At 44.6% G+C, this 19,482-nt stretch carries 21 protein-coding genes; 12 read left to right on the top strand and 9 right to left on the bottom strand.

The genetic code is table 11. From position 1 onward, the window contains the following. The coding region (locus tag HY877_03240; GenBank protein ID MBI5299293.1) for a hypothetical protein at positions 1–199 on the bottom strand (199 nt) is incomplete at its 3' end. Between the two features lie 123 nt (positions 200–322). After that, positions 323–805, bottom strand: coding sequence for an IPT/TIG domain-containing protein (locus HY877_03245; protein MBI5299294.1), 483 nt, complete (start codon positions 803–805; stop codon positions 323–325). 116 nt (positions 806–921) lie between these two features. Between HY877_03245 and lexA the strand changes: the two genes are divergently transcribed. From lexA to HY877_03265, 4 genes are all read left to right on the top strand, one after another. Then, positions 922–1,524, top strand: a complete 603-nt coding sequence (gene lexA / locus HY877_03250) for a transcriptional repressor LexA (GenBank protein MBI5299295.1) — start codon at positions 922–924, stop codon at positions 1,522–1,524. Next, a complete protein-coding gene (gene dinB / locus HY877_03255; protein MBI5299296.1) occupies positions 1,521–2,723 on the top strand; it encodes a DNA polymerase IV in 1,203 nt (400 codons plus the stop codon). The genes lexA and dinB overlap by 4 nt, the downstream gene beginning before the upstream one ends. A gap of 26 nt (positions 2,724–2,749) precedes the next feature. Then, entirely contained in the window at positions 2,750–4,426 is a 1,677-nt protein-coding gene (gene uvrC / locus HY877_03260; protein ID MBI5299297.1) for an excinuclease ABC subunit UvrC, read from the top strand. A 168-nt stretch (positions 4,427–4,594) separates the two neighbouring features. Then, complete coding sequence (locus HY877_03265; protein ID MBI5299298.1) at positions 4,595–4,852, top strand: hypothetical protein; 258 nt, start codon at positions 4,595–4,597, stop codon at positions 4,850–4,852. 261 nt (positions 4,853–5,113) lie between these two features. On the opposite strand, the gene mtnA is transcribed toward HY877_03265, so the two are convergent. The 7 genes from mtnA to HY877_03300 all read right to left on the bottom strand — a co-directional run bounded on the left by mtnA (position 5,114) and on the right by HY877_03300 (position 13,007). Further along, a complete protein-coding gene (gene mtnA / locus HY877_03270; protein MBI5299299.1) occupies positions 5,114–6,151 on the bottom strand; it encodes an S-methyl-5-thioribose-1-phosphate isomerase in 1,038 nt (345 codons plus the stop codon). A 219-nt stretch (positions 6,152–6,370) separates the two neighbouring features. After that, complete coding sequence (gatB, locus tag HY877_03275) at positions 6,371–7,801, bottom strand: Asp-tRNA(Asn)/Glu-tRNA(Gln) amidotransferase subunit GatB (protein MBI5299300.1); 1,431 nt, start codon at positions 7,799–7,801, stop codon at positions 6,371–6,373. A 42-nt stretch (positions 7,802–7,843) separates the two neighbouring features. Then, the gene (locus HY877_03280) at positions 7,844–8,317 is read right to left on the bottom strand and encodes a four helix bundle protein (protein MBI5299301.1); all 474 of its coding nucleotides are present in this window, start codon (positions 8,315–8,317) and stop codon (positions 7,844–7,846) included. Beyond that, positions 8,314–9,759, bottom strand: coding sequence for an Asp-tRNA(Asn)/Glu-tRNA(Gln) amidotransferase subunit GatA (gene gatA, locus HY877_03285; protein MBI5299302.1), 1,446 nt, complete (start codon positions 9,757–9,759; stop codon positions 8,314–8,316). Before gatA ends, HY877_03280 begins: the two co-directional genes overlap by 4 nt. Then, positions 9,749–10,060 (bottom strand): Asp-tRNA(Asn)/Glu-tRNA(Gln) amidotransferase subunit GatC, encoded by a 312-nt coding sequence (gene gatC, locus HY877_03290; protein MBI5299303.1) that lies wholly within the window; start codon positions 10,058–10,060, stop codon positions 9,749–9,751. Before gatC ends, gatA begins: the two co-directional genes overlap by 11 nt. Positions 10,061–10,124: 64 nt before the next feature. Beyond that, a complete protein-coding gene (locus HY877_03295) occupies positions 10,125–10,433 on the bottom strand; it encodes a zf-TFIIB domain-containing protein (protein ID MBI5299304.1) in 309 nt (102 codons plus the stop codon). A gap of 54 nt (positions 10,434–10,487) precedes the next feature. After that, complete coding sequence (locus HY877_03300) at positions 10,488–13,007, bottom strand: zinc-dependent metalloprotease (protein MBI5299305.1); 2,520 nt, start codon at positions 13,005–13,007, stop codon at positions 10,488–10,490. 106 nt (positions 13,008–13,113) lie between these two features. Between HY877_03300 and HY877_03305 the strand changes: the two genes are divergently transcribed. The 8 genes from HY877_03305 (at position 13,114) to HY877_03340 (ending at position 19,355) form a co-directional block, all read left to right on the top strand. Continuing rightward, complete coding sequence (locus HY877_03305; protein ID MBI5299306.1) at positions 13,114–13,905, top strand: prepilin peptidase; 792 nt, start codon at positions 13,114–13,116, stop codon at positions 13,903–13,905. 437 nt (positions 13,906–14,342) lie between these two features. After that, positions 14,343–14,540, top strand: coding sequence for a helix-turn-helix domain-containing protein (locus HY877_03310; GenBank protein MBI5299307.1), 198 nt, complete (start codon positions 14,343–14,345; stop codon positions 14,538–14,540). Further along, on the top strand, positions 14,537–15,130 hold the full coding sequence (locus HY877_03315; GenBank protein ID MBI5299308.1) for a shikimate kinase: 594 nt from the start codon (positions 14,537–14,539) through the stop codon (positions 15,128–15,130). The genes HY877_03310 and HY877_03315 overlap by 4 nt, the downstream gene beginning before the upstream one ends. A gap of 14 nt (positions 15,131–15,144) precedes the next feature. Further along, positions 15,145–15,639, top strand: coding sequence for a hypothetical protein (locus HY877_03320; GenBank protein ID MBI5299309.1), 495 nt, complete (start codon positions 15,145–15,147; stop codon positions 15,637–15,639). Between the two features lie 16 nt (positions 15,640–15,655). Beyond that, positions 15,656–16,069 carry a 3-dehydroquinate dehydratase gene (locus HY877_03325; GenBank protein ID MBI5299310.1) on the top strand — a complete coding sequence of 138 codons (414 nt, stop codon included), beginning with the start codon at positions 15,656–15,658 and terminating at the stop codon, positions 16,067–16,069. Next, positions 16,047–17,417: a tetratricopeptide repeat protein gene (locus HY877_03330; protein ID MBI5299311.1), complete on the top strand. Its 1,371-nt coding sequence runs from the start codon at positions 16,047–16,049 to the stop codon at positions 17,415–17,417. The genes HY877_03325 and HY877_03330 overlap by 23 nt, the downstream gene beginning before the upstream one ends. Next, entirely contained in the window at positions 17,417–18,070 is a 654-nt protein-coding gene (locus HY877_03335; protein ID MBI5299312.1) for a hypothetical protein, read from the top strand. The genes HY877_03330 and HY877_03335 overlap by 1 nt, the downstream gene beginning before the upstream one ends. Positions 18,071–18,110: 40 nt before the next feature. Further along, complete coding sequence (locus tag HY877_03340; protein MBI5299313.1) at positions 18,111–19,355, top strand: histidine--tRNA ligase; 1,245 nt, start codon at positions 18,111–18,113, stop codon at positions 19,353–19,355. Positions 19,356–19,482: the final 127 nt, after the last annotated feature.

Raw genomic sequence — 19,482 nt, forward strand, 5'->3', positions numbered from 1 at the left:
ATGGGAGCTCTTTGGGTTTTTCTTTCGCGTTGGTGATTTCTTCCGAGACGCTCATTTTGCCTTCGGGCAGGGCCATCAAAATCATCGTCATTCCCGATTCGGTTTTAATCCGATGATAGGTTCGATACGAAGCATCACCAAAAAGTTTTTGAATGTCCGTCACTTTTTGATTGAGAAGATGGGAGAGACGGTCTTGCATAGAAACCCAAACAAAATTTAAAATTTAAAAATCAAAATGAAAAATGACAATTTCAAATTCAAAATTTTTAAATTTTGGTTTGTCATTTTGATTTTTGCATTTTGAATTTTGATTTTTTTCCTCCTATGGGGTTACTGTAAACTGTACATCGGCGTTGCTCGTCAACTCAAAAACGGTGACAAAGATACCACCGGCGCCGGCCGTGGCTCCGGATGGTACGGTGAATGTGATGGATTCAACAGCACCATTTGTGGGTGGATTCAAAAGTGCCCAACTAACCGCCTGAGTGGCGGCATTACCCACGCTGACAATATTGGCGGGGGCATTGATAGAAAATCCGATTCCGGAAATAGTAATGGCGTCTCCCGCTTTACCGCTGGTGGGTGCGACTGAAATGACAATGGGAGAAACGCCGGAAACAACGGAAGAGTCTGTGGAAAGACCGGCAGGTGAGTCCGCGCCACCACAACCACTTAAAAAAGGAACAATCAGAAAAATTCCCAACAAAACTCTCTTCATAATATCGGGGTGAACGACTCGCCACTTCGTGCCTCCTTCCCCCCGTACCCCTTTCATTCGCACCGGCAAAGCCGGATGCTCATTCACATAAGGAGGCGACCATAAAGAAAACTCAGATAGGTGTAAAGAAAGTAGCGGCTACATTCTGGTCAATTTTTAAATAGACTTTCGATTTATATTCGAATATAAAAAGGACATTCCCTATGTTAACCAAACGTCAAAAAGAAGTATTTGATTTTATTCAGAAATTTATCAGAAAACACGACTATCCCCCAAGTTTGGAAGAAGTGGCCGGTCATTTGGGTCTCTCGGCCGTTTCCACCATTCACTATCATATTGGAGAACTCGTGAAGAAGGGTCTCTTGGAAAAAGAGTGGAATGCCAATCGCTCTTTGCGCGTGGTGGGACATACAGGCACTTTGGCGGTGGTGGTTCCTCTGTTGGGAGTCATCGCCGCAGGCAAACCCATTGAAGCGGTGGAACAAGAAGAGACAATTGAACTTCCTCCCTCTCTGATGGGACGCAAAGATACCTACGTGTTGCGGGTGCGAGGGAATTCCATGATCGAAGAACATATTCGCGATGGCGATTATGTCGTGGTGGAAAAACGCAACAGCGCCAACGATGGAGAAACGGTGGTCGCCCTTCTTAATAACAGTGAAGTCACATTAAAGAAGTTTTATCGCGAAAAAAAAGGGATGATCCGCCTCCAACCGGCCAACCCCAACATGTCCCCCATTTATTGCCATGAAGAAGAATGTTTGGTGCAAGGCGTCGTGGTCGCAATTTTAAGGAAATTCAGATGAAAAACTTCTCTCCTTTCCAGTGCGAAAAAAAATTAAACATTCGCCCGCGCGCGGTAGCAGGAACCAAACCCGGCGAACATCTTTTTTTGCATGTTGATTTGGATGCCTTTTTTGCTTCTGTCGAACAGATTAAAAATCCGCGGTTGAAAGGGAAACCGGTTGTTGTCGGTGGCCGGAGTTCCAAACGGGGCGTTGCTGTGGCCGCTTCTTATGAAGCGAAACGTTGCGGTGTTACAACCGGTATGCCGTGGATGCAGGCAAAACAAAAATGCCCCAACGCCGTTTTTTTGCCGGCCGATTTTAGCGCCTACGCCGATTATTCCCGTCGCGTCCAAAATATTTTGGAGAAAATGGTTCCCATTGTGGCGCAGGCTTCCATTGATGAAGCCTATCTTGATTTGATTGATTGCCATCATCTCTACAAAACGCCGAGACAAGCGGCGGAAAAAATTCACGGCACGATCAAAAAAGAAACGGGTCTGAATGTTTCCATCGGTATTGCCTCTTCCCAGTCGGTGGCAAAGATGGCCTCCAAATTGGCAAAACCCTGTGGCATGATGGAAGTCCCGAAAGGCGCGGAGGTTTTTTTCCTCTCTCCCTTGCCCGTGGAGACAATGCCCGGCATCGGTCCCCAAATCGGAAATCGCCTGCGTCAGATGGGAATTTTTACACTGGGTCAACTGGCGGCCATGTCCCCGCAAATTCTCAGAGCGTCGTTTGGTATTTACGGACCTTATCTAAGGGCTAAAGCCCGAGGCGAAGATACTTGGAAACTTGAAGTGACTGAAGTGATCAAATCGCTCGGAAAAGAAAAAACTTTGGAGAAAAACACGAAGGATGGGTCTCTCCTTGAAAAAGAATTGTTGGTTTTGACGGCGGAAGTAGGACACGGGCTTCGCGCGCAGAATCTCTACGCCCGTTCTGTCGCCGTGAAGGTTCGTTACGCCGATTTCACCAGTGAATCCGCTTCCAAACAATTTGCCGAAGCCACCTGCTTCGACCGCATTCTATTTGAAGTGGCCAGAAATTTACTCAAACCTTTGATCGAAGGGAAACAGTCCATTCGCCTTATCGGTATCTCTGCACAAAATTTGGTCACCAAAACACCCCAGATGGATTTATTTAATTCCCAAACCAACGAACGTTGGGAACGCTTTTACAAAAGTGTCGATTGTGTTAGGCAATTGACCAGAAAGTAGCGGCTACATTCTGGTAAGCGCATTAAATGGTGAACCAAAATATAGCCGCTACTTTCTGGTATATGTTACAAGAAAAAATAAGAAACTTTCCGAAAAGTTGCGGCGTTTATTGGATGAAAGATGCCGCGGGTCATGTTTTGTATGTGGGGAAGGCAAAAAATCTTCGAAGCCGCGTTAAGTCTTATTTTAAGAAGGAATCAAAATCCCGTTTTCAGATCGATTTTTTGATGCGTCGCACAGCGGACATTGAATTTCTCGTCACCGACAATGAAAAAGAAGCCCTGCTTCTGGAAAATACGCTGATCAAAAAGCACAAACCCCGTTACAATTTTCTTCTCAAAGATGATAAAAGTTACGCGAGTCTCAAATTAACCCATCACCCTTTTCCCGCCCTGTTTATCACGCGGGATGTTGTCAAAGATGGCTCTCTTTATTTCGGTCCGTATTCTTCCGCGGGAGCTTTGCGTCAGACGGTTGATTGGTTGACCAAACATTTTCAACTCCGCACCTGTTCCGATCATGAATTTGCCAACCGTTCCCGACCCTGTTTGGAATTTCATATCGGACGTTGTACGGCCCCCTGTGTTGGAAAAGTATCCGCGGAAAAATATGCTTCACAAGTTGAAGAGACAAAACTTTTTTTAAGCGGTCAGAAAAAGGAACTCATTCAAAAATTGAAAAACAGAATGCTCCATGCGTCGGAAGGTCTTCGGTATGAAGAGGCGGCGCATATTCGTGATCTCATCGCTCACGCCAAAGAAACTTTGGAAAAGCAAAAGGTGGTGCATCACGGAGGGAAAAATTACGATTGTCTCGGATTCGCCACCACAAAAAAAGAATCCATCATTTGTATTCTCGTGGTGCGCGGCGGAACGCTCATAGATCGCCTTCGATTTGATTTGCCCCTGACCCCAACACTGTCTCCAATCCTCTCGCAATTTATTTTGCAATATTACGGTGCACTGCTCGATCTCCCTTCCCAAATCCTTCTGCCATGTAAACTGGAAGACCTTGCGAGTCTCGAAGAAATTCTGGAAGAAAAATCGGGACACGCTGTTTCTTTATCAATTCCGCGTCGTGGAGAAGCCGCCAAAATGACGGCTATGGCGATGCAAAATGCAAAACATTGGGCCGAATCAAAAATCAAAACGGAAGAGACGGTGATTGAGCGCCTGCAAGTTAAACTTTCTTTGCAACAAGTACCCCACATTATTGAATGCGTCGATATTTCGAATTTGCAGGGCGAACACGCGGTTGGTTCACTGGTTTGTTTCGCCGACGGCAAACCTTTTAAGAACCGTTATCGCAAATTCAAAATTCAGATCAACGAAGGTCCCAACGATTATGCCATGATGTATGAAGTTCTTTTGAGACGATTTCGGCGCGCCCTCGAATGGCCTGCACCGGATTTGTTACTCGTTGATGGCGGCAAAGGGCAACTCCAGATTGCTCTGAAAGCCTTGGCGGATTTAGGTCTGCATCAACAGGCCGTGGTAGCGATTGCAAAAGCAAAAGGGGAAGAGAAGACTGACAAGATTTTTATTCCCGGGCAAAAAAATCCGATTTCTTTTCATTCCAATGCACCGGAACTTCTTTATCTCATGCGCATCCGCGACGAAGCCCACCGTTTCGGAATTACCTATCATCGCTCCCTCCGCTCGAAAGCAATGTTCGCCACTTCTTCAAAAAATCCAAAAATTTGACGCTTTAATGATAATTTAGGTTTAAAAACACCCACCCCAGAGGCTTTCGCAGTCTTTCCGTCAAAAAAATAAAAAAATTAGCATAATAATTTCAATGAGTTAGAGTTTTTTATCGTTGAGAGGGTCACTTGGTATGTCTCTTGCAGAAATAGTCCTCAGGAGGGCCCAATGATAAAAGAAATCTCATCGATCAGCAGGTTGATTTTGGAAAGAGCGGCTACCGAAGGAACGCGGCTCTCCGAACATAAAAAGACAACCATATTAAGTTGCGGCGGTATGTATCTGGCGCGCTCCAGTCACATTCCTCCAATTATTTATCACGTTTTGAATTTGGCGAACGAAAAAGAGCCGATCAAAATTTATGTGGGTCGACGCGGGCCGGTGAATCAATTGCACCGGGCGCTGGTAAAAGAAGGCTTGAATTAAAAATTCCTTCCTCTCCTTATACTACAGTCAATTAACTTTTAGTATGTCATCCCCGCGAAAGCGGGGACCCAGAAAAGCTTATAAACACATGGATTCCTGCCTTCGCAGGAATGACAGATATCCCAATGAAAAGTTAATTTGCTATAGGGTGGCGTTATTTGGGTGACGCCGCCTATTCGCTCGCGCCGGCAAAGCCGGACGCTCGCTAAAGTTGGGGAGAGTGCCCAAAAACAACTCCCCCCAACACCCCCCATGGCCTGTTTATTTCCAGTTTTTTAGAATTAGATCGAAAGGGGGGGTGGCGATTCCTTTTTCGGTGATGATGGCGGCGACAAATTCGTGCGGAGTGCGGTCAAAGACCGGGTTGAAAACTTTGCTGTGGGATGGGGCAATTTGTTGATCTCTAATGTGAGTGACTTCAGTGATGTCTCTTTCTTCAATCGGAATTTCGAAGGCATCTTTTTTGGTGATGTCGATGGTTGACAACGGAGCGGCAACATAGAAGGGAATGTTGTGTTGTTTTGCGAGGACGGCCACGGAGTAGGTTCCTATTTTGTTGACGACATCGCCGTTGGCGGCAATCCGGTCGGCTCCCACAATCACGCAATCGATTTTTTTTTGTTGCATGACCGTTGCGGCGACATTGTCACAAATGATCGTGACATCGACGCCATGTTTCTGCAGTTCCCATGCGGTTAGTCTCGCTCCTTGAAGTGCGGGTCTTGTTTCATCGGAATAAACCCGAATTCTTTTTCCCTCTTCCTCGGCGGCGTAAATTACTCCGAGGGCGGTTCCAAAATCGGCGGTGGCGAGGGCTCCGGCATTGCAATGGGTAAGTACCGTCATCCCGTCTTTCAACAATTGTGCTCCATGCCTGCCCATGGTCCGGTTTGATTCGATATCTTCATAATAAATTTTGAGAGCTTCGTCTTTTAAACGTTTCTGAAGTTTTGCGATGGGGAGGTCTTTATTTTCCAGTGTGACTTTTTTCATCCGGTCAAGTGCCCAGAAAAGATTGACTGCGGTGGGACGCGTTTGAGCCAGTCGATTGATGATGTTTTCAATTCTTTTATAAAAATCATTAAAACTTTTGGAGGCGAGACCCAAAGATCCCAGTGCAACGCCAAACGCGGCGGTAACGCCGATTGCCGGAGCGCCGCGAATCACCATCGTTTCAATCGCGCGGGCAACACCCATGTAATCTTCATAGGTATTGTAAACCTCTTCCGCCGGCAAAAGCCGCTGATCCAGCATCACCACCTTGTCATTTTTCCATTCTATAGTTTTAAAATTATACATTGGGAGGTTCCTTCTCTAGAGCATATCTCATAAATTATTTTGCATGTTTGTCATTCTGAGCCCTTCGCTTTGTCATTCTGAGCGAAGCGAAGAATCTGCTCGGGCTCAGGGTAAACTCCGCGAAGAATCCATTTTGTTATCAAGTAGAGCCTTCACGGAGTTTACACTGAGTGAAGCGAATGTGTTCAGGATGACATCCATTTGTGAAATATGCTCTATTCAATCCAGCTTTTTTTTCAATAATTCATTTACCATTTTCGGATTTGCTTTTCCCTGCATTTCTTTCATTACGGCACCGACAAAAAACCCGAAAACATTGGTTTTACCTGATTTGTAGCGGGTCACATTTTCTTTTTCTCTGGCGAGAATTTTGTCAATGCACGCTTCGATGGGAGAGGTATCGCTAATTTGTTGCAAACCTTTGGCCGCCACAATTTTATCGGGATCTTCTCCGCTATCCATCATTTCCATAAAAATAGTTTTGGCGATGGCCCCGCTAATTGTTCCCTGATCGATCAGTTCCACCATCCGGGCCAATTGTTTGGGTTGAAGGCGAATCTGACTGATATCCTGTTCTCGCTGTTTTAGTTCGCGCAACAATTCCGCCATAATCCAGTTGCTCAATTTTTTGGGTGCATTGTAACAGGAGACGCACTCTTCAAAATAATTTGCCAGCGCTTTTTCAGCAGTCAAGACATTGGAATCATATTCCGGAATTTTGTATTGATCGACAAAACGTTTTGCTTTGGCGGTTGGCAATTCAGGAAGATCTGATTTAATTTTTTCGATCCAGAGTTGATCAACCACGAGCGGCAAAAGATCGGGGTCCGGAAAATAACGGTAGTCATGAGCCTCTTCTTTACTGCGGAGGGATTCGGTCTTTTGTTTTTCCTGATGCCAGAGTCTTGTTTCCTGCAACACTTTGCCGCCACTCTCCAACACTTCGGTCTGGCGTTTGATTTCGTAGTGAATGGCGTTTCCCAAAAATTTGAAGGAATTAAGATTTTTAATTTCGGCCCTTGTCCCTAATTCTTTTGTCCCTTTGGGTTTGATTGAAATGTTGGCGTCACAGCGCAGACTTCCTTCCTGCATATTGCCGTCGCAAATTTCCAGATAGACCAAAATGTTGCGTAATTTTTTCAAATATTCCGTCGCTTCGGTGGCAGAAAAAATATCAGGACCGCTCACAATTTCGATCAGTGGAGTACTGCAACGGTTGAGATCAACATGACTGACCTTGGGGCTACCCAAGTCATGCACCAATTTGCCGGCATCTTCTTCAATATGAATTCTTTGAATGGGAATGCGTTTTGTCTTGCCGTCAGTTTGAATATCCAGATAACCGTTTAGGCAAATTGGTTTTTCGTATTGGGAGATTTGGTAACCTTTGGGGAGATCGGGATAAAAATAATTTTTTCTCGCAAAAATACTTTTCTCCTGAATGGTGCAATTAAATCCCAAACCCGCCTTGATTGCCATCGTAACCGCCGTTTTATTTAAAACGGGAAGTGTTCCGGGTTGGCCCGTGCAAACGGGGCAAACATGGGTGTTGGGAGGGGAACCAAATTGCGTGGAACAGGCGCAAAAGAGTTTACTCTTTGTTAACAATTGCGCGTGAACTTCCAAACCGATGACGACGTCGTATTTCATAAGAAGCAAGAAGCAAGAAGCAGAGAGGCAGAGAAGCAGAGATTAAAAAATCTGCCACTTTTGGGCTAAGCTTGATAGCATTGCCCCTATTTCTGCATATTTCCCCGTTAATTTAGTGTATTTGTCCTCTTCAATATAATTAAACTTCATTCCAAATTCCAACCATATCTTCATTTCTTCACAGGAACCGAGGCAATCAACAAGATGGCGTTTGAATATTTTTTCGTGTCTTCTTTTAGCCCATCCTTCTGCCAAATTTGCAGGAATGGAACGAGAGGCCCTTCGCATTTGATCAACGAGAGAATAGCGTTCTTCTTCCGGGAATGTTGTCGTGATTTGATAGATTTCCAAGGCTAGATGAAATGATTGTTGATAGACATTGAGATCACGATAAGTCTTGATCGGTTTTTTTTCAAATTTTGTCACCTCTCTGCCTCTCTGTTTCTCTGCCTCTTCTCTGCTTCTCTGCATCTTTGCCTCTCTGCATCCCTGCCTCTCCGCCTCTCTGTCTCTCATAAAGAAGGTTCCCTCAAGTGCCAGTCGGTTGCTTGTTCATAGGCAAACCCAAATTGCAAAAGGCATGCCTCATCCAGATGTTTGCCAATCAATTGCATGCCGATAGGAAGACCCGCGTTGGAAAAACCGCAGGGAAGCGACAATGCCGGCAGTCCCGCCAGATTCGCGGGGATTGTGAAAATATCCGAAAGATACATTTTTAAGGGATCATCGGTTCTTTCTTTTAAGCGAAAAGCGGGAGTGGGTGCCGTGGGAGTTATGATGGCATCCACTTTTTGAAAAGCATTTAGAAAATCGTTTTTGATGCAGGTGCGTACTTTTTGCGCTTTTAAATAATAGGCGTCGTAATAACCGGTTGATAAAACATAAGTGCCGATGACAATTCTCAGTGTGACTTCCGCTCCAAAACCCTGCGTGCGCGATTTTTCGTAAAGATCGAGAAGGTCTTCGGGATCTTTGGCGCGCCTGCCATAGCGTACCCCATCGTAACGCGCGAGGTTGGCGCTCGCCTCGGCCGGCGCAATAATATAATAGGTGGGAACCGCATAGCGCGTGTGGGGGAGGCTAATCTCTTGAACCTCCGCGCCCAATTCCTCAAATTTTTTGGCGGCAAGTCGAACGGCATCGGCCACTTCAGAATCAATGCCGTCGATAAAATATTCTTTGGGGATTCCCAGTTTCAATCCTTTGATCGATTTTCCCAAATTTTTTGTGTAATCGGGAACCGGCTCGTTCAGAGATGTTGAATCTTTTGCGTCGAAACCGGAAACAGCATTCATCATCAACGCAGAGTCGGTGATATCTTTGGTCATGGGTCCCGCCTGATCCAGCGAGGAAGCAAACGCGATGATGCCATAGCGCGTGATTCTGCCGTAGGTCGGTTTGAGTCCCACAATATTGCAGAGACTGGCGGGTTGACGAATCGAACCACCGGTGTCGGTTCCCATCGTGGCCGCGCAAAGATCAGCCGCTGTGGCGGCCGCGGAACCGCCGCTGGAACCGCCCGGGATATATTCCAAATTCCACGGATTGTTGACGGGACCGAAGGAGGAGAACTCATTGGAAGAGCCCATCGCAAATTCATCCATATTCAATTTTCCAAGCAACACGGCACCCGCGTTTTTAAAAGCTTTGGAGGTGCTTCCATCAAAAGGGGGAATATAATTTTCAAGAATTTTGGAGGCGCAAGTTGTTTTGATTCCTTCGGTGATAAAAATATCTTTCAGAGCGATGGGGATACCATCGAGGGAACTGAGAATTTTTCCGTTGGTGCGTCTGGCGTCGGATTCTTTGGCTTGTTTCAAGGCCGCTTCTTCGCACAGGGTGATGTAACAATTAAGTTGGGAATTAAATTTGTGAATTCTTTTGAAATAGTTCTGCGTCAACTCAAGGGATGAAATTTCTTTTTTTGCCAATTTTTCGGAAAGCTCTTTAAGCTTCATCGATCACCTGCGGGACTTCAAAAAGATTATGATCATGTACCGGAGCGATATCAATTATTTTTTCCGGTTTCTCAAATTTTTGAACCTGATCTTCGCGAAAAGCATTCACAGTAAAGGTTGCGTGGGAGGTGGGTTCCATTTTGGTTGTGTCAATTTCTTTGAGTATTTCGATATATTCCAGAATATGTTCCGCTTTTTTTGTAAAACGATTGAGCTCTTCTTCCGGAAACTTGAGTCTCGCCAGATGCGCCATTTTTTCGATGGTTTTTTTCATTTTATATCGGGGGGAACGACTCGCCACTTCGTGGCTCCTTCCCCCCGCACCCCTTTCGCTCGGACCGGCAAAGCCGGATCCTCACTCACAATCATTTATATTCAAAAATGGACAAAAGCCGCGTGAGGACATTGTTGTCCTGTCCGCAAAGAGTTTCAAAGGCCTCTTTATTCAAAAAAACTCCGTCACAGTGAAAACATTTGTTGATGGAAATTCCCTTGAAAACGATTGTATCGAGTTCAAAACCGCAGTTGGCGCACCGCATCTGGTGCGTCTCTTTCAAGGTTTCAATTTCTTTTGTTTTTAATTCGGAGCGCTTTTTTTCGGCCAACTTTCGTTTCTTTTCGGCCTCCAATTTTGCAAAATATTCTTCTTCCGCTTCGTGAGGTTTTTGAATCATGCGACGCCCATAACATACGCCCCAAAAGATGACAAGATTAAGGTGCCGCAAAGGCTATTTTTGGAGGCCGCCGGCAAGGGCTTGATACAGCGACAGTTCGGCTTCGACACCGTCTTGATCTTTGCGGGGGAAGGTGCGCGGGTCGATTTGTCCGATGGGTTTGCCGTATACCGCTTCCAATTTCAGACGGAGTTTTTCAGCAATGGCAGGGACATATTGCGCCAGCCAATCCGGCAAAGGACCTTGCGATTTTACTAAAAGCTTCACGGCTTGTGCGCGTGTTGAAAAAGAGTAACGGAAATCTTTTGCACCGCCGGCATTAATCACATAATCAGCCCAGTGAGCTAAGGCCTGTTCTACCTCTTCAATCGAATCAAACGGGGCATAATTGGCTTTCGCTAAGGCTGAAGTTATATGGAGCACTAATTTTTCTTCCGTTGCTGGGAAAAGTTCATCAGCCCTTTTTAAGATATAGCTTATTTCGGATTTATTAAATTCTCCTTCTCCTCCCTCAGGAAAATTGATTTTAAGAAATGTTTCTGAGGTAACAATTATTTTGAATTGTGTCAGAAATTCAGCAGTCGATTTTTGAAACCAGCCAGGATCGATAATTTTTAGGACATTTTTGATGCCCCCGGCATTTTTAATCTCTTTGTTGAGCCAATCCAGATGGTCGAAATCAATTTCATTTCTATCGATATCTGTAGCATCGGGATGTTTGCGCAAAATAGACACCAGTGTGGTTTCTCCGCTTAAAAGATCCAATAATTTTTCAAAAGATTGCATAACGGAAGAGCTGAGATATTCTGTAGAGGGAGTCGATTCTTCGACAGGATTTCGAGATTTGGGATCAAAACCGACTTTTGCATCCAAATAAGTTTCCGAAGCAAGCCATGGTATTTTTTCCAGACTTCGGTTTGCGTTAAACACCGTTCTCTCAATGAGATGCTTTCCGGAATCTTGTCGTTCGCAATCAGCAAAAACTCCAACCTGACTGTCTGTGCAAAATGTTATGCCTTCTTCATATTTTGGGAGTTGTTTAAAATTAAAATAACCCCATTGGATGGCGTACAAGTCATAAGGAAGAGGTTTTGTTTCGGGTTGATTGATATAACTTCCCAGCAAGATGCGGGGAATAAAACCGCCGTAATCCATGACAGAAGAAAAAATTGGTTCTAGTTTGTCTGGCAATTTGCCCGATGATAAGTATTCGCGAATAATTTTTTCTTCAGTGTCTCCATCCCAAACATTATACAAACTGCCTGCAAAGTTGTGTCTAAGCCCCAATGTGTGTCCCACTTCATGTGAAATGACCCTTCTTAAAATATCTTTGGTCATAGTTTGAAGGCGCTCATCTGGAAGTTTTTCCAGAACATCCCGATATTGATAAAGCTCACCTGCAATATCCGAAAACTGAAGCTGGCAGAGGGGGGTCTCTTCGAAAAAATTTGCAGAAGTTTTTGGTGAGATAATCTTTGGGGCAATCTTTCTTTCAAATTTTGGAAGATTATGCAAAAGCACCGGCGTTGTCCAACCGCTTGCAATGAAAATCTGGGCATGCAAAATTTCGCCTGTACGTGGATCCATTTGTGCATCGGCGATGCCGCCGTCATAGTGATCTGTGTGCCATTGGATAATGTTATGTTCAAAATCGGGGGCGGTCATTCCTTCGGGTGCATCGGCAACTTGCAGAACTTCTTTCCCAAAAACTTTGTTCCAATACAAAACGCCTTCGCGGACTGTGTCTCGATATTCTTTGGGAATGGCGCTGGAAAGATAATAAATCACAGGTTTCGAAATGTCGAAACGGGTAATATATGTAAATGGAGTTCCAAAACTTTCTTCCACAATTGGGTTCGATTCAAAATAACCAAGATAGTTGAACCCTGGCGAATCAACGGGAATGTAATTCGAATTTTGCTTGTAGGGGCTAATATAATAAGTCATTTCAAAGGGAAGTAACGCGTCTAAATATCTTGCCGCAACGGTTTGTACAATGGTCATTGCACTAGCTCCAATTTTGGTGTCTCGGAGGTAGGAACTGTCTATGGAAAAAACAAAATTGGGTTCGATCGATTTTCCGTAGTCAGAAGAATACCAGTCACTATTAAGCAGAAGATTTTTCATCCCCTCATTAAAGTCGAAGGTAATAGATGTCTTTTCATTTTTTTTGATGGGGAAAGAAGCGAGCAGAAGGTGAGCAGGAATTTCTTTGCCGGGTTGATGACCTTGGGTGACATCCAGCATCAAAAGAGTGTTTTCTTGTTCCTGAAAACTGACAATATGACTTTTTGCATTTCGTGATTTTGGATTTTCAATTTGTGTGCCGTAATATTGCTGTTCCGCGAGAGATCCCTGCAATAAAAATTCCTGTCCCAAAGCGGACTTCTGAATCGTGATTAAATTACTCTTGGTTCCATCTTCCGAAGTGGGAACTCCGAAATAAGTGGAGATGGGTGTGGAGGTTGATGGATTGATTTCGTTGTTCCCCTTTTTGGAAGAACTGCCGCCGGAACAATGACTCAACAACAGAATTGCAAAGCCAAGGGATAATGCGCGAAGAGTCCGTGACATAAAATTCCTCCTTTTATTAAGTTCGCCTTAGTTATCGTCGGAACTTCAATTTAGTTGCTTAAAAAGTGCAAAAAAGTTAATTTTTTTCGCGATGACGGTCCTATTCATGACAGCACCCATTTTGACCCTTACGTTTGTCGCCATTTTTGGACTCTGTGTTGGGAGTTTTTTGAATGTGGTGATTTGCAGGCTTCCTCAGGAAAAATCGATTGTAAAGCCCCGCTCTTATTGCCCCCAATGTCAGCACCCGATTGCGTGGTATGAAAACATTCCCCTGCTCAGTTTTTTACTCCTGCGAGGAAAATGCCGCCACTGTCATAAAGCCATTTCATTTCAGTATGTTATCGTTGAGCTCCTTAGCGGCATTTTATCGGTCATGACTTTCCTTTATTTTCAAAATTGGCTTCTTTATTTCGCTTGGTTTTGTCTTTTTATAGCTCCTTTGCTTGCCATCATTTTTATCGACTTGGCCCACCGAATTATTCCCGATGCGATTTCTTTGCCCGGAATTGGGGCCGGCATTTTGGTCCACTATTTGGACAACTCCCCACTGTTCGGCAAACAGGCCCTTATGGAATCTGCGTTAGGAATTTTGATGGGGGGAGGCTTCTTATTTTTGGTGGCGTGGGGCTATGAAAAAATGAAGAAAAAAGAGGGGTTAGGTGGTGGCGATGTGAAATTGGCCGCCATGTTGGGTGCCTTTTTTGGTTGGCAACCTATTTTAATGATTTTACTTGTTGCTTCTGTTTTAGGGACAATTATTGGACTTATTGTCGTTTCTTGTAAGAAAAACTGGCAATATGCCCTCCCTTTTGGTCCTTTTTTAGCTTTTTCTGCCTATTTACAGCTCTTCTTCGGTTCCCAAATCCTCAATTGGTATCTTTCGTTACTTCATTAGGTGTCCGACACCTACGAAGGCGTTAAAACCACAATTTGTCATTCCTCGCTGTGCTTCGAATCCAATTTGTTATCAAGCAGATCCTTCACGGAGTTTACACTGAGCGCGAGCAGATTCTTCGCTCCGCTCAGAATGACAATGATGGCGAAGGGGTCAGGATGACAAGCGGGGTTTTTTAGATGTACCCTCAACAAGACTACCTATCTTTCCGATACTTGCATAATTAACATATAATTTAGTTTAATTATAGGTGATATAACATTAAATTTTAAAAATTTTTAAAAATACTTGACTATCCGGCCATTTTTACAGATTCTATCTGTAGGGGCAAGCAAAGCCCCCTCCAATGGCAAAGCCATTGGAGCCTCCCCTTCACGCTCGCTCTGCTCGCTGAGCAGAAATTTCTACGAGCGACGGGGGTTTTTGAATGCGATTCTATGAAAATGAATAACTTACGTGCTGTTCGCGAATCCCTTTTAATGAGTAAAGCCGAGTTGGCCAGAAAAGCCGGACTCTCGAGTTTGACCATTGACCGAATCGAAAAAGGGATGGAATGTCGGATGGATACCAAAAGAAAAATCCTGCTGGCTTTGGGTTTTGCCATCGCTGAAAAAGACAAAGTATTTCCCGGATGAAACATCTTATCCTGACCGGTTTTATGGGGGTGGGTAAATCAACAGTGGGCCCTCTTGTTGCCTCTCAACTTAAACTTCCATTTGTCGATTCAGATCAGCATTTTGAAAAAGAGTTTGGACTTCACTCGTCCTCCTACATTCGCCGTTTTGGAATCCGGGCTTTTAGAAAATGGGAAAAACAATTCTTAAGAAAAATTTTGAACAAGCAGACCCTTGTCTTGGCAACAGGGGGTGGAATGGTTTTACAAAAAATCAATGTGAACCGGATGAACAACGAGGGATATGTTGTTTGGATTGACGTCCCACTTCCTTTGCTTCTTGCACGCATCAAAAACACGGATTCAAGACCTCTACTACCAACTCCTTTGACTCTGAAACATTTAAGAGAAATTTTTCAGGAACGGAAAGATTTCTATAAAAAATGCCATTTGAAAGTCTCTTCCACTTTTGAGAAACCCGAAAAGATTGCAAATCAGATCTGTCAGCATTATAAGGAAGCGGTTACCCCCTTCAGTGAGCAAGGCGAACGTGAGGGGGAGGCTCCAACGGCTTTGCCGTTGGAGGGGGGCGACGCAAGCCCCTTTAAATAGAAACTGGAGCCATCATGCATCCTGATCTTCTGAACAACTCCCATTTTTTGCGCTACTACAATCTGTGGCAGGAGGATCCTGCTTCTATTGTCTTTGCGCCGATTGCCGAATATCTGCTTTCGTATGGTCTCGTAGATGAAGCACTGAAAGTTTGCCTCGCAGGTTTGCAATATCACCCCCAACTGGTGAGTGGTCATCTGATTTTGGCAAAAATCTATCTGCGGCAAAAAAAATGGGACGAGGTCAAAAAGGAAACCCAAATCGTTTTGAATTTGGTCCCCAATCATGAAAAAGCTATGGAGTTGCAAAATAGTTTAGAACAACCACCGCCACTACCACCCGTTCCAAAAAAAGTGGCAAGTTGGGAAACGGTCACCATGGCAAAAATTTACGCGGCACAAGGGCATGTTGCTCAGGCTACAGAAGTTTATCAGACTATTTTATCCAGAGAACCACACAATGAAGAGGCGAAAAGGGGTTTAAGTGAATTGCAATCTGACAATCGTTAACGGACCCAATCTCAACATGTTGGGAAAAAGAGAAGTGCATCACTACGGTGCGAAAACGTGGGATATGATTTGGACCGGTCTTGAAAAGTGGGGGATGAAGCACGACATTCCATTAAACTATTTTCAATCTAACAGTGAAGGTGCGTTGATCGATTATTTGCAGGAGACGACGACGAAAACATCCGGTGTTCTTTTTAATCCGGGTGCCTACTCCCACACGAGTATTGCTCTTAGAGATTGCGTGGCGGACATGTCCATTCCCGTGGTGGAGGTGCATCTCTCCAAGATTCACAAACGGGAAGCGTTTCGCGCCCATTCCTATATTGCAGAAGTGGCCGAAGCCTGTATAGTGGGCTTCGGCGAACAGGGCTATTTGCTTGGTTTGGAACTTTTAAAACATTTAACCCATGACGGTACTCAACAAAGATAAAATTCTGGATACGATCAAGGATTTCATCACTCAGGGAAAGTTTGATAAAGCAACCCGTGAGTATGAAAAACTTTTGGCCCTTGATCCGCAAGATATGCGGATCAAACTGCGGATTGCCGAACTTTACGCCAAGTGCCGCCAGATTCCGGAGGCCATCAAGTCCTACCGTGAAGTAGCCGAACATTACGCCGCGGATGGTTTCTATCTGAAGGCCGTGACTGTTTATAAAAATATTCTGCGTCTTAATCCATCGTTGATGGATATCAACAATGCTCTGGCCGATCTTTACGAAAAAATGGGACTCAATAAAGATGCTGTCCACCAGTTTGAAATTTTGGCTCAAACTTATGATCAAAAGGGACTCTTTCAGGATTCTCTCAAAATCCGGCAAAAATTGGTGGAGTTAGCGCCCAGCGATGCCGGACACCGCGTTCGTTTGGCGGAAGCGTATCAGCGGGAAGACAAAAAAGAAGAAGCGATCGAACAATACGAAGTTTTGGCGAAACAATTTCGGGAACAAAAAAAAGAAGCGCCGCGTCTTATCGAACTTTATGAACGCATTCTGCCGCATAGGCCAAAAAATAAAGAGATGCTCGCGGATCTTGTTAAAATTTATTATGACAAAAAAGATTTCAAAATGGCCCTTAAGTGGCTGGAGCAATCCAAACAACATGTTGCGAGTGATTCTTTTTTACTAGCCCTGCAGGCCGAAATGTATGGATCACTCAATCAACTGGAAACAGCGCGCTCAAAATATGAGGAATTGGCAGAACTTTATCAAGCCAATGGTGAAACGGAAAAGGCATTGGAAGCCTATGAGCAAATTCTGGTTTTGTTGCCTGAAGAAATAGAAAATATGCGTCCCATGATTGAAGCGGTTGAAGAGGGTTCCTTTGAGAGACTTCTCAAAAATGCCAATGAAAAACGCCAAAAGAAAGCCGAAGCCGTTCAGCGTGAAGAAGAAGCTAAAGAAAAAGAAAAAGAAGAAAAAGAAAAAGAGAGAGAACTGCAAAAAGCGGGTAAGGGGCAGGCAAAAACGCAGGCAAAAACACAAGCAAAGCCGCAATCTGCACAAGCCACACCCGTAATGACAACCGGGAAAAAATCAGAAGTTAAACCATCTGCCGGGCCTGTTGTCGGAAGCAAAGAACTGGCGCAGTGGCTAAAAGCCGCCAACAGTTCCTTGGCGTTGGTCAAAATGTATCAGGCGACGGGACTCGATAGCGAAGCCAAACAAGAAGAGAATATCGCCAAAGAAGCGCTGAAAAAGATTTTGGCGGTGGATAAAAATCACACCGAGGCGTTGGCTCTTCTCGCAGAGCTGGATAATCTTTCTTCCAAAAAATAATGAGGGAACTTCCCATTGAAATTTTTTCTCGCATTTTGGGAGGTGGCTTTTTCTTTGGTTATGTCGTTTATCACGTCCTCCAGAGAGTCAATAAATATCAGCAACTGCCGCAGGGCTTTACTTTTTCCAACTGGATGAATTGGTCTCTGATCATGGTGTTGTTTCTTCTTTTTGGGGTAAGTTATGTGATCCGAAGAACACCAATTGCGGCGGCTTCAAGACCGCGCGAGATTTTTTTGCCGCTCCTTTGCGCCATAATGCCTCTTGGAATCAACGAATCGGTTCGATGGATCAAACCCTACAATATAGGTGCGTGGAACGATATCGCCCCATTTTTTATTTTATTCGGCGACTGTCTCATGGTGCTGTCGATGGTTTATTTGAAAAATTCCTTCAGCATTTTAACCGAGGTAAGAAATTTTGTGCGGTCCGGTCCTTATCGATGGGTGCGGCATCCTCTTTATGTGGGCGAAATCACCGCCACAATCGGATTTTGCATTTTTCTTTTTTCGTGGGTCAATGTTTTTTTGACCCTTGCCTTTATTGTCTGCCTATGGCTCCGCGCCTCTTTCGAAGAAGCAAAAATCACCCCCATTTTTCCGGAATATGCAGAATACAAAAAGACAACAGGCATGTTTTTCCCGAAATTTTAAGTCCTTGGAATTTGGACCTTTATTTGTTAGTTAGCGCAAAATGAAAATCACCGGAATTAAGGGGATGAGCGATTTGTTGCCGCCGGAGTCGGAGAGTTGGCAGAAGGTGGAAGCTTTCGCCCGCAAGATTTTTGCCACGTATGGTTTCAAGGAAATTCGCACACCTGTTGTAGAACCCACCGAATTATTTGTCCGCAGTGTTGGCGAAACTTCCGCCATTGTCGAAAAAGAGATGTACACATTTGAAGACCGCAAAGGCATATCTTTAACACTTCGCCCGGAAGGAACCGCTCCCGTGGTGCGCGCTTACATCGAAGCGGGGCTTCATGCCAAAGAATCCATTGCCAAACTCAGTTATTTTGGGGCTATGTTTCGTTACGAACAGCCTCAGAAGGGACGCTCCCGTCAATTCTACCAAATCGGTGCCGAGCTAATCGGTGCGGAATCCCCATTAGCCGATGCCGAGCTTTTGATGATGCTCCAACAATTGTTTACAAGTCTGAAAATCGAAGACACCCGTCTTGAAATCAATTCCATCGGTTGTTTTGAATGTCGTCCAAGATATCTGGAAGCCTTGAATCAATTTCTGAAAGGGAAATCGCTCAAACTCTGCGAAGAATGCAAAAAGAGAATCGCGCGAAATCCTTTGCGCGTGCTGGACTGCAAAAAAGAGGCGTGCCGAAAAATGACGGAAGACATTCCTTTGATGAATGATTTTTGGTGCGAACCTTGTCATCAACATTATCGTGAAGTGCGCGGACTTTTGTTGGCAGGGCATGTGAAGTTTAAGGAAAACCCGCGCATTGTGCGCGGACTCGATTATTATTGTCGCACCGCTTTTGAAGTTTTGTGTGACCGCTTGGGTGCGCAGAATGCGGTGGCGGCGGGGGGGCGTTATGATGGTCTGGTCAAAGATTTGGGCGGTCCCGATATTCCCGGAGTTGGTTTTGCGATTGGAATGGAAAGGTTGATGCTTATTCAGCAATCAGCTGTCAGCGATCAGCGGTCAGCCGAAAAACTGATTTATTTTGCGTTACTTGGCAATGAGGCCCAGCAGAAATCATTGTCTCTGATTCAGGAATTGAGGGCCAAAGGATTGGTCGTAGAATGCTCTTATGGAGGTTCGCTCAAAAGTCAAATGCGGCGTGCCGATAAACTGGTGGCACAGCACGTTGTGATTCTTGGAGAAAATGAATTGGCTAAAGGGATTGCCGTTGTCAAAGAAATGACAACAGGCAAACAACAAGAAGTTTTGTTGGGACGATTGGTGGAGCAACTATCATGACGATTGAAAATTTATACTTTCCCACTTGATTAAGGTTTTCATGTCATCCCCGCGAAGGCGGGGATCCAGATGTACTTAAAATGACTGGATTCCTGCCTTCGCAGGAATGACAAACCTAACCTTAATT

This window comes from Deltaproteobacteria bacterium (assembly GCA_016213065.1).
Classification (GTDB): Bacteria; UBA10199; UBA10199; order SPLOWO2-01-44-7; family SPLOWO2-01-44-7; genus JACRBV01.